The 9,924-nt window shown below is 69.3% G+C and carries 12 protein-coding genes and 1 tRNA gene; 5 read left to right on the top strand and 8 right to left on the bottom strand.

The window, feature by feature from the left end:
- The 4 genes from E1294_RS00690 to E1294_RS00675 all read right to left on the bottom strand — a co-directional run.
- A partial coding sequence (locus E1294_RS00690; RefSeq protein ID WP_132503631.1) for a beta-ketoacyl synthase N-terminal-like domain-containing protein occupies nt 1-846 on the bottom strand: 846 nt, incomplete at its 3' end.
- A gap of 37 nt (nt 847-883) precedes the next feature.
- Nucleotides 884-1,642 (bottom strand): thioesterase II family protein, encoded by a 759-nt coding sequence (locus tag E1294_RS00685; protein ID WP_246082729.1) that lies wholly within the window; start codon nt 1,640-1,642, stop codon nt 884-886.
- Between the two features lie 28 nt (nt 1,643-1,670).
- Nucleotides 1,671-1,949: an acyl-CoA carboxylase subunit epsilon gene (locus tag E1294_RS00680; protein WP_246082733.1), complete on the bottom strand. Its 279-nt coding sequence runs from the start codon at nt 1,947-1,949 to the stop codon at nt 1,671-1,673.
- On the bottom strand, nt 1,949-3,466 hold the full coding sequence (locus E1294_RS00675; RefSeq protein ID WP_132503645.1) for an acyl-CoA carboxylase subunit beta: 1,518 nt from the start codon (nt 3,464-3,466) through the stop codon (nt 1,949-1,951). Before E1294_RS00675 ends, E1294_RS00680 begins: the two co-directional genes overlap by 1 nt.
- A 490-nt stretch (nt 3,467-3,956) precedes the next feature.
- Between E1294_RS00675 and E1294_RS00670 the strand changes: the two genes are divergently transcribed.
- Together E1294_RS00670 and E1294_RS00665 are read left to right on the top strand one after the other, a co-directional pair.
- Nucleotides 3,957-4,997, top strand: a complete 1,041-nt coding sequence (locus E1294_RS00670; RefSeq protein ID WP_132503629.1) for a MupA/Atu3671 family FMN-dependent luciferase-like monooxygenase — start codon at nt 3,957-3,959, stop codon at nt 4,995-4,997.
- A gap of 35 nt (nt 4,998-5,032) precedes the next feature.
- Nucleotides 5,033-5,500, top strand: coding sequence for a flavin reductase family protein (locus E1294_RS00665; RefSeq protein ID WP_246082728.1), 468 nt, complete (start codon nt 5,033-5,035; stop codon nt 5,498-5,500).
- Nucleotides 5,501-5,797: 297 nt separating this feature from the next.
- On the opposite strand, the gene E1294_RS00655 is transcribed toward E1294_RS00665, so the two are convergent.
- The 3 genes from E1294_RS00655 to E1294_RS00645 all read right to left on the bottom strand — a co-directional run bounded on the left by E1294_RS00655 (nt 5,798) and on the right by E1294_RS00645 (nt 7,475).
- Nucleotides 5,798-5,874, bottom strand: a tRNA-Lys gene (locus E1294_RS00655).
- Nucleotides 5,875-5,915: 41 nt separating this feature from the next.
- The gene (locus E1294_RS00650) at nt 5,916-6,842 is read right to left on the bottom strand and encodes a nucleoside hydrolase (protein ID WP_132503628.1); all 927 of its coding nucleotides are present in this window, start codon (nt 6,840-6,842) and stop codon (nt 5,916-5,918) included.
- A 240-nt stretch (nt 6,843-7,082) separates the two neighbouring features.
- Nucleotides 7,083-7,475: an OsmC family protein gene (locus tag E1294_RS00645; RefSeq protein WP_132503627.1), complete on the bottom strand. Its 393-nt coding sequence runs from the start codon at nt 7,473-7,475 to the stop codon at nt 7,083-7,085.
- Between the two features lie 118 nt (nt 7,476-7,593).
- Between E1294_RS00645 and E1294_RS00640 the strand changes: the two genes are divergently transcribed.
- Both E1294_RS00640 and E1294_RS00635 read left to right on the top strand, forming a co-directional pair.
- The gene (locus E1294_RS00640; RefSeq protein WP_132503626.1) at nt 7,594-8,295 is read left to right on the top strand and encodes a ferredoxin reductase domain-containing protein; all 702 of its coding nucleotides are present in this window, start codon (nt 7,594-7,596) and stop codon (nt 8,293-8,295) included.
- A gap of 50 nt (nt 8,296-8,345) precedes the next feature.
- Complete coding sequence (locus tag E1294_RS00635; protein WP_132503625.1) at nt 8,346-9,122, top strand: FAD:protein FMN transferase; 777 nt, start codon at nt 8,346-8,348, stop codon at nt 9,120-9,122.
- A gap of 13 nt (nt 9,123-9,135) precedes the next feature.
- On the opposite strand, the gene E1294_RS00630 is transcribed toward E1294_RS00635, so the two are convergent.
- The gene (locus E1294_RS00630) at nt 9,136-9,411 is read right to left on the bottom strand and encodes a hypothetical protein (protein ID WP_132503624.1); all 276 of its coding nucleotides are present in this window, start codon (nt 9,409-9,411) and stop codon (nt 9,136-9,138) included.
- Nucleotides 9,412-9,543: 132 nt separating this feature from the next.
- Between E1294_RS00630 and E1294_RS00625 the strand changes: the two genes are divergently transcribed.
- Nucleotides 9,544-9,924: a phage holin family protein gene (locus E1294_RS00625; protein ID WP_132503623.1), complete on the top strand. Its 381-nt coding sequence runs from the start codon at nt 9,544-9,546 to the stop codon at nt 9,922-9,924.

Genomic DNA, 9,924 nt, shown 5'->3' with positions numbered 1-9,924 from the left:
ATCCGACAACCGCTCCACCAGCAGCATCCCGACACCCTCAGCCCACCCGGTGCCATCCGCCCCAGCAGCGAACGCCCGACAACGACCGTCAGGCGACAAACCCCGCTGACGCGAGAACTCCACGAACGTTCCGGGCGTCGCCATGACCGTCACACCGCCGGCCAGCGCCAGTTCGCACTCGCCCGACCGCAGGGCCTGCACCGCGAGGTGCAGCGACACCAGCGACGACGAGCACGCGGTGTCCACCGTCACCGCCGGACCCTCGAACCCGAACGTGTACGACACCCGCCCGGACGCGATGCTGCCCGAGTTGCCGGTGCCGACCAGCCCCTCCAGCTCCTGGGGCACGGTGGCGGGGGCGTAGTCGTGGTACATCACCCCGGCGAACACGCCGGTACGGCTGCCGCGCAGCCCGGCGGGATCGATCCCGGCCCGCTCCATCGCCTCCCACGACGCCTCCAGCAACAACCGCTGCTGCGGATCCATCGCCAGCGCCTCACGCGGCGAGATCCCGAAGAACGCCGGGTCGAACTCCCCCGCCTCGTACAGGAAACCGCCGTGCCGCGAATAGGTGGTCCCGTGACTGTCCGGGTCCGGGTTGTAGAGCTTGTCCAGGTCCCAGCCGCGGTCGGCGGGGAACTCGCCGACCGCGTCCTGGCCGGAGGCCACCAGGTTCCACAGGTCCTCGGGTGAGAGCACCCCGCCGGGGAAACGGCAGGCCATTCCCACGATCGCGATCGGCTCGCGCGCCGCCTCGGCGAGAGAACGGTTCTGCGCACGCAGCCGTTCCGTCTCCTTCAAGGAGGAACGCAGGGCCTCGATGAGCTTGGTGTCGTTCGCAGCCATTCTCGCCTCGTACTCTTCGTGCTACCGAAAGGGGGATCTACGCCTGGGCGGCGGGGATGTTCTCGGTGATCGTCCGCATGACCGCGGCGGCGTGGTTGTTCAGGTAGAAGTGACCGCCGCGGAAGACGTGCAGGTCGAACGCGCCGCTGGTGTGCTCCTTCCAGCGCGCCGCCTCTTCCGTGGTGACATGGGGGTCACGGTCGCCGGTCAGGACGACGATCGGTGCGCCGATCCTGGCGCCGGGCGTGCAGCGGTAGGTCATGATGGCCGTGTAGTCGCCGCGCAGCGACGGCAGGATCATGCTCTGGAGCTCGGGGTCCTCCAGCATGCGCACGTCGGTGCCGCCGAGCCGCCGCACCTCGGCGATCAGCGCCTGGTCGCCCTCCTGGTGCACGGTCTCGACGCGTACGCACGAGGGGGCGCGCCGGCCGGAGGCGAAGAGCACCTGCGGTGCGATGTCCCGCTCCATCAGCCTTCTGGCCACCTCGAACGCGACCACGGCGCCCATGCTGTGCCCGAAGAAGGCCATCGGCCGGTCCGCCAGCGGCACGATCTCCGCCGTGACGCGGTCCGCGAGCTCGCCGATGTCGTCGATGCACGGCTCGTGGCGGCGTTCCTGCCGGCCCGGATACTGGATCGCCAGGACGTCGAACCGCGGCGTGAGCTGCTTGGCGACCGGGTGGAAATAGGAGGCCGAGCCGCCCGCGTGCGGGAAACAGATCAGGCGCGTGGCGCTCTCACGGCTGTCCGGTGCGGCGAAGAAGCGCCGCACCCACGTTCCGGTTTCGGTGATCACTGGGTTTTCCTTCCGTTGATGTCCGCACTCACCCTGGCGACCAGGAGTTCGGCGCCTGGAATGTGTGCGGCTCGTCCCAGGCGGGCGGCCGCGAGGAGGCGCCGGTGTACTGGCCGCCGTACCGTCCGCTGGGCCAGGACCGGCCGTCCCGGCCGTCCGCCCGCGTCGCGGACCAGGGCGGCGGTGGGGCGTTCCCCTCCTCCGCGCCTGGCGCGAGGCGGTGCAGCAGCGCCGTCACCACCGCGGCCAGCTCCTCCTGGTCCAGATCGCCGCGTACGAACCTGAACACCGCCCCGTCGCCGCCCATCACATCGGCAGGTTTCCGTGCTTGCGGTACGGGACCTTCGCGGTCTTCGCGCGGAGCATGGCCAGCGACCGCGCCAGGACGGCCCTGGTCTCGGCCGGGTCGATCACGTCGTCGACCAGCCCGCGCTCCGCGGCGTAGTAGGGGTGCATCAGCTCCTGCCGGTACTCCCTGATCAGCCGGACGCGGGCAGTGTCGGGGTCGTCGGCCGCGGCGATCTCCTTGCGGAACACGACGTTCGCGGCACCCTCGGCACCCATGACGGCAATCTCGTTCGTGGGCCAGGCGAAGGACAGGTCCGCTCCGATGGAGCGAGAGTCCATCACGATGTACGCCCCTCCGTACGCCTTGCGCAGGATGACCTGGATGCGCGGAACGGTGGCGTTGCAGTACGCGTACAGCAGCTTGGCCCCGTGCCGGATGATGCCGGCGTGCTCCTGGTCGCGGCCGGGCAGGAAGCCGGGGACGTCGACCAGGGTGACCAGGGGGATGCTGAACCCATCGCAGAACTGCACGAACCGGGCCGCCTTCTCGGAGGCGTTGATGTCCAGCACGCCCGCCAGCGAGGCCGGCTGGTTGGCCACGATGCCGACGACCTGGCCGTCGATCCTGGCCAGGGCGCAGACGACGTTGGTGGCCCACGTGCTGTGCACCTCGAAGAAGTCGCCGTCATCGGCGATCTCGTGGATGACCTCGCGCATGTCGTACGAGCGGCTCAGCTCCGAGGGCACGATGTCGAGCAGCGCCTCGCACCGCCGGTCCGCCGGGTCGGCGGTGGCCAGGCCGGGCGGCGACTCGCGGTTGTTGGCGGGCAGGAGGGAGAGGAGGTAGCGGACCTCCTCCAGGCAGTCGGTCTCGTTGTCGTAGACGAAGCCCGCCGCGCCCGAGACGGTGCCGTGCACCTGGGCCCCGCCGAGCTCGTCGTGGCTGATCTTCTCGCCGGTGACCGCTTCGACCACGTTGGGGCCGGTGATGTACATCTGCGAGATGCCGCTGACCATGAAGGTGAAGTCGGTGAGCGCCGGGGAGTAGGTGGCGCCGCCCGCGCAGGGGCCGAGGATCACGCTGATCTGCGGGATGACCCCGGAGGCCTGCACGTTGCGCTGGAAGATCCCGCCGTAGCCGGCGAGCGCGGTCACGCCCTCCTGGATGCGGGCGCCGGCGCCGTCGCTGAGGCTGACGAGCGGCGCGCCGGTCGTCATGGCGAGATCCATGAGTTTGTGGATCTTCTGGGCGTGCGCCTCGCCCAGCGACCCGCCGAAGATGCGGAAGTCGTGCGCGTAGACGAAGACGGTGCGGCCGTGGACCTTGCCCCAGCCGGTGATCACGCCGTCGGTGTAGGGCCGCCGGTTCTCCATGCCGAAGCCGCTGGCGCGATGCCGGCGCAGCGGCTCTATCTCGGTGAAGGTGCCCGGGTCGAAGAGCAGGTCGAGCCGCTCGTCGACGGTGAGCTTCCCCCTCGCCCGCTGCGGGTCCTTGGCCTGCCGAGCTTCCCCGCCGCGCGCCTGATCCTTGATCATGCCGAGTTCGGCCACCCGCTCCCGCAGGGAGAGAGGCGGTTCCAAGCCGCGTTCTGTGGTCAGAGTCACGTTGCGTATATCCTCTCGGCCTATGAGCGGGATATCAGCGAATACGCCCTTCGAGCGCGTGCCCGGATGCCCCGCCCCAGTCACGTTTCATTCCAGCCCATGGGGCTGCGGCCTAGCTACGGGATTCGCCCCCTAATATCCGCCTGCATTCCCCTACGGAATCCCCTAGGAGGGGGCGAGGAGAAAGCGCGGCATTCCAGGGGATCGGCCGGAGTTTTCCGCGGTGCCGTCACCGCGGTTCAGGGGGGCGATAAGGGTTGCCTGCTCCGGGCGGCCGGGCCCGCCGCGAGCAGCACGTCTAGTGGGGCATAGGGGTTACCCCACGCTTCCCGCATCGCGAATACTGGTGCCGCTCGGCAACCTGAAATCTCGCCGGTGTGCCCGGCCGGGGCGCACCAGCGCGGCGTGTAAGGAGACACCGGTGGACTTTGGTTTATTCTATTTCGCGGACGGTGTCCGGACCGGAACCGACCAATACCGGCTGCTGCTCGAAGGGGCCAGGTTCGCCGACACCAACGGTTTCTCCGCGGTGTGGACACCCGAGCGGCATTTCCATGAATTCGGCGGCCGTTACCCCAATCCGGCGGTGACCGCGGCGGCCGTCGCCGCCGTGACGGAGAACGTCGCGATCCGCGCGGGAAGCGTCGTGGCCCCGCTGCACCACCCGGCGCGCATCGCCGAGGAATGGGCGGTGGTGGACAACCTCTCGGGCGGCCGGGCCGGCGTCTCGTTCGCGCCCGGCTGGCACGTGGTCGACTTCGCGCTGCGGCCCGAGAACTACGCGGACCGCCGCCAGGTGACGATGGACACCATCGACACGGTGCGGCGGTTGTGGCGGCAGGAGGAGGTGGAGCTGGTCGACGGCGCGGGGGAGTCGGTCAAGCTGCGCACCCATCCGGTGCCGGTCCAGCCGGAGCTGCCGACGTGGCTCACCAGCTCGGGCAACCCGGAGACGTTCCGCCAGGCGGGCGACCTCGGCGTCGGCATCCTCACCCACCTGCTCGGCCAGAGCCTCGACGACCTCGTCCGCAAGGTCGCCGAATACCGCGAGCACTACGCCAGGGCGCACAACGGGACAGGCCACGTAGCGCTCATGTTGCACACGTTCGTCGGGGAGGACCGCGCCAAGGTGCGGCAGGTGGTGCACGATCCGTTCACCGACTACCTGCGCAGTTCACTCGGCCTGGTCCTGAAGGCGGCGGAGGAGCTGATGCCGGGCATCGACCCGGACCAGATGGACCCGGAGGACATCGAGTTCCTCCTGGAGGTCTCCTTCGAGCGGTACTTCGAGACGGGCGGCCTGTTCGGCACCGTCGACGACGGCATGGCGCTGCTGGGCTCCCTGGAGAAGATCGGCGTCGACGAGGTGGCCTGCCTCATCGACTTCGTCCCCGACACCGATGCCGTCCTCGACGGCCTGCGCCATCTCGCCCAGCTCAAGCAGCGGTGGGAAGCACGGTGAGCGCGCCGCCGGCCGGCGCCGTCATGATCGACAGCGTGCGGTTGAGACGTGCGCTCGGTCACTATCCGACGGGCGTCGTGGTGATCGCCGCCCTGGCGGACGGCGAGCCGCACGGTTTCACCGTCAACTCCTTCACCTCCGTCTCCCTCGACCCGCCCATCGTGAGCTTCTGCGCCGCCCACACCTCGACCACGTGGCCGTACATCCGGGCCGCGGGCGCGTTCACCATCAGCATGCTGAGCGCCGGTCAGGAGCGGGTGTGCCAGTCGTTCGCGAAGAAGGGGGCCGACCGGTTCTCCGGAGTCGGCTGGACGGTGAACGGGAGCGGCCATCCGGCGATCACCGGCGCGGTCGCGTGGATCGACTGCGTGCTCGACTCCTGCCACCTGGTGGGAGACCACGAACTGATCCTCGCCAGGGTGATCGACCTGACCACCAACGACGACGCCGGCGACGACCCGCTGGTCTTCCACCGCGGGCGGCTGGGCAGGGTGCTGCTCTGACCGGTGGAAACGACGCGGGCGCTCTCCGGCCGGAGAGCGCCTGGCCGAGATCCGGCAGACTGACGCCGAGCCCGCCGCCCGCCACTTCGTGATGATGCGCGACGGCGCCACGGCCGCCGGCTGCCCGTTCGACCCGGCGCTGATCTGCGAGACCTTCCTGCGCGGAGTCGAGAGGTCCCGCAGGTTCATGCCGCCACCGGCATGGGACCGGCGGGGGCCTGAAGACTCCGCGGACGCGGCCTGGGCCACTCAGAAACCGAAAACCCTAGCTCAACGCTTCGAGCTAGGGTTTCTGTGTGGTGCGCCGCCAGGGACTCGAACCCCGGACCCGCTGATTAAGAGTCAGCTGCTCTGACCAACTGAGCTAGCGGCGCAACAGGTGTAACTGTATCAGCCGCCGGACAGTGCCCGCACATCATCCGAGCCGGGCCGCCAGCCCTTCGTACGCCCCCAGCACCAGGTCCCAGAACCGCTTCACGTCCAGCGCCGTTCCCACCTGCGCGTTCGCCCGCCGGTCGCCGACCCTGAAGTCCGTCACCGTCATCCCCCGGGTGTAGAGCCCGGCCGTCTCCACGTTCACCACGGCGGGGACGCAGCTGAACAACGACGGGTCCAGCACGTACGCCACCGCGCACGCGTCGTGGATGGCCGGCCCGCTGTCGGCCGTGACCACGCCGTAGAACCGGGCCGCCGGCTCCAGCAGGTCGCGGCCCAGCCGCCCGAGCGGGCGCATGCGGTCGAGCACGCCGGACGTGACCACGGCCGACAACGTCACGTCCAGCCCCATCATCGTCACCGTCCACCCGGCGTCGAAGACGATCGCGGCCGCCTCGGGGTCGGCCAGCATGTTGAACTCGGCCGCCGGGTTGTGGTTGCCCCGCGTGAAGGAGCCTCCCATGATGACCAGGTCGCGGGCCCACTCGACGACGCGCGGCTCGCGGCGTACGGCGAGGGCGAGGTTCGTCAGCGGCCCGACGGCCACCAGGGTGATCTCGCCGGGAGCGGCCCGCAGCGTCTCCACGATGAAGTCGGCCGCGTGCCCCTGCGACGCTCCCCGCTCGGCCGCGGGCAACCTCACGTGGCCGAGCCCGGTGGCGCCGTGCACGTGCGAGGCCCGGACGGTGCGCCGCAGCAGGGCGCCGGCGCTGCCCGGCGTCACCGGCACGTCGCCGAGCCGCAGGAACTCCCTGAGCGCCACGGCGTTGGCGGTGGTCAGCTCCAGGTCGACGTTGCCGCCCACCGTGGTGATGCCGGCCAGGCGCACGGACGGGGAGCCCGCGATCAGTGCCAGGGCGAGAGCGTCGTCGATGCCGGGATCGCAGTCGATGAGAACCTTTTTCACGAAAGGTGAGGATACGCATGGATCGGGCCGGGCAGTTCCCCCAAAGCTGCCCGGCCCGATCGGTGGCGGTCCTGGCCGACGTCTTCCCCCAAAAACGCCGACGGTCCCGCACTCGCGAACCGCGGTCCCCCTCCGCGTCCGCTCCGGTGAAGGTCTATTGGCCTCTCGACCTGCTACAACGCTACCGAGGCGAATGCAACGGTCGCGTCATAACGGGGTCGAATATCTGTTTAATCCCACCTACGGAAGTTCCAACCGAACCTCCGTACCTTCCTGAAGTGACCTGCTCACCGTGCAGTACTTCTCGTGCACCCGCTCGGCCACCGCCTCGAAAACGGCGCGGGCGTCCTCCGACGGCAGCTCCACGTCATAGGTGACCGTCACGGGGCCCAGCTTGCTCTTCTCGACCTTCTCCGCCTGCACGGTCATCTCCAGGCGTACGAGCCGCTTGTTCCGCTGGGCCGTGAGCGGCTCGACGGTCACGATGTTGCACCCGCCCACCGCCGCCAGCAGCAGCTCGACCGGAGTGAACACGCCGTCCTCGTCGCCACCGCCGATCCGCACCTCGGCGCCGCGGGCGTTCGTGGCCCGGAATCCGCCGTCATCCGTCCGCTCCACATGCACATTTGCCATGTTCCCGACCTTAGCCACCCCGCGCAGCGGCCGGTCCAGGGGCGTGGCGGCGGCCCATTTAGCTGATTCCTCAGCTGTGCTCAGAAACCTTTCATCTTCGTTCAGCACCGTGATGGACATGGCTAGCGAGGCGAATGCGAACCAAGGTCCCGTCCTCTTCTGGTGCGGTGTCGCGGTAGCCGAGTTCGGCGCGATCCAACCGGGTCTCGGCCATCCGTGGAGCCCCACCTCCTACCTCACCGCGGCACTGCTCGCCGGGGTCGGCCTGCTCAGCGTCAAGGCCGCCGGCCACCTGCGCACGGAGGAGGCCAGGCAGCGGCTGCGGCTCGGCGGCTACCTGACCGGAACGCTGCTGGTGGCGTACCACGTCGGCGCGGCGCCCCAGGCGACGGAGCCCGGCCGCGTGGCCTGCCTGCTCCTGTATGCGCTGGCAGCCGTCATGGCGGTCCTGAGCCACCGCGTCCCGCCGGAGAGCAGGCCGGTCCTGCTGATCGCCACCGGCGTCGATCCGCGCTCCCTGCGCGCCCGCCTGGCGAGGGCCGCCAACACCGTGGCCGTCTACCGGACCGAGCGCGCCACCGATGAGCTGCGCGATCTGGAAGCCAGGTACGGTCTCGTCCTCGTCGTCGGCCGGGAACACGACCCGAGGGTCAAGGAGCGCCTGAGCGCCTCCGGGCTGAGCCGCGAGATCCCCGACATCGCCGAGCGCCAGGTGGTGGTGGCCGGTCCGCGCCCGTTCAAGCGGTACGTCAGCGGCGCGTTGTCACGCCTCGCCGTTCCCAGATCACAGATCCGTTTCGAAAACGGACATAAGGTTTAGGCCGACGTTACGCGTCATCTGAGACGGTGGGTGACGGACAAGGAGGCAAGGTGACGACTTTCCCCGGAACCGCCCGTGTCGAGATGGTCATGGGTAGGCCCGTCAGCGTGGACATCCGCACGGCGCTCCCGGCACGCGAGCTGACCCCTCTGCTGGACGACGCTTTCGCCTGGCTCAGGTGGGTGGATGACACCTTCAGCCCGGTCAAGGAAGACAGCCAGATCGGCCGGCTCAACCGCGGCCAGACCATCAAGCAGATCCCCGAACTCATCGAGGTCCTGCACCGCTGCGACGAGCTCAACCGGCTCACGGACGGCTGGTTCGAGGCCCGCATCAACGGCGTGACCGACCCGTCCGGCTACATCAAGGGCTGGGCGCTCGAACGCCTGTCGCGCGCGCTGGTCAACGCGGGCGCCGGCGACCACCGCATCAACGCGGGCGGAGACATCAGGCTGCGCGGCTCGGCCGCCCCCGGCAAGCGCTGGCGGATCGGCATCCGAGACCCGCGCACGGACCTGGTCCGCAAGGTCGTCCTCGCCCACGACCTGGGCATCGCCACCTCGGGCGGCGCGCCCATCGTCAACCCGCGCACCGGCGAGGAGCAGCGTGGGCTCGGCTCGGTCACGGTGATCGGGCCCGACCTCGGCATGGCGGACGCCTACGCCACCGCCATCTACGCCATGGGGCCCGTCCTGGCCAGGCGCTTCGCCACCCGGCTCGCGGAGTCGGGGCCGTACCAGACGATGTTTATTCTGCGGGACGGGCAGGACGTCAGCACGCCCGGCTTCGCCCAGTACAGCGGCAGCCAGGCCCAGCTGGCGGGCTGAATCGGGGCGAGGGCTAGGCGTCGGGGTGTTTACGCAGATATTCCAGGTAGATCGGACGCAACGCCTCCCCCAGCTCGCCCTCGCCCGACGCGATGGCGTCACTGAGCAGCGCCGAGACCCTGCTGAGGTCGTTGGCGCTCTCGTCATGGTGACCGGTGGCGGCTTCGGCGGCGGGGATCACCTTCAACAGGTCCCACAGAAACCCCAGGTCCCCATGGCGTACGGCATAACGCACCGCCCGATCGTGCAACTCGTTGGCCGGCAACGACTCGAGCCCGTTCGCGTTCATCTCGTACCTCCCCTGCACGCACCTTCCCGAGCAGGACGGGCCATAACCGGCGACCACCGGCGGTGACCGCCGCGCATCGTTGTGCTCGCGCCTCTATCGCGGCGCCGTTCCCAAGTGGGAGGATCAAGCAGCGTGAGATTCATCATCAGAACCCTTGCGGCAGCGGTGGCCCTGTGGGTCGCCATCCAGCTCGTCCCGGGCATCGGCGTCGATCTCGAGACGAACACGGCGCAATACTGGGGCGTCCTGGTGATCGTGGCGCTGATCTTCGGCATCATCAACGCGATCGTCAAGCCCATCGTCAAGACGCTGGGGTGCGCCCTCATCGTGCTGACGCTCGGCCTGTTCCTGCTCGTGATCAACGCCGCCATGCTGCTGTTGACGAGCTTCATCGCCGACCAGGTCGACATCCCCTTCCACGTCGACAACTTCTATCCGGCCGCGTTCTGGGGCGCGATCATCGTCAGCGTGGTGAGCTGGCTGCTCGGCCTGTTCATCCCCGACAACGACTGA

It is taken from the genome of Nonomuraea diastatica (genome assembly GCF_004349015.1).
In the GTDB taxonomy this organism is placed as follows: Bacteria; Actinomycetota; Actinomycetes; order Streptosporangiales; family Streptosporangiaceae; genus Nonomuraea; species Nonomuraea diastatica.
This window is presented reverse-complemented; position numbering and strand designations above follow the sequence as displayed.

Excerpts from the sequence above, each read along its gene's own strand:
- E1294_RS00630 (WP_132503624.1), bottom strand. The coding sequence starts at position 9,411 with ATGAACGCGAACGGGCTCGAGTCGTTGCCGGCCAACGAGTTGCACGAT.
- E1294_RS00675 (WP_132503645.1), bottom strand. The coding sequence starts at position 3,466 with ATGATCAAGGATCAGGCGCGCGGCGGGGAAGCTCGGCAGGCCAAGGAC.
- E1294_RS00645 (WP_132503627.1), bottom strand. The coding sequence starts at position 7,475 with ATGGCAAATGTGCATGTGGAGCGGACGGATGACGGCGGATTCCGGGCC.
- E1294_RS00640 (WP_132503626.1), top strand. The coding sequence starts at position 7,594 with ATGGCTAGCGAGGCGAATGCGAACCAAGGTCCCGTCCTCTTCTGGTGC.
- E1294_RS00680 (WP_246082733.1), bottom strand. The coding sequence starts at position 1,949 with ATGGGCGGCGACGGGGCGGTGTTCAGGTTCGTACGCGGCGATCTGGAC.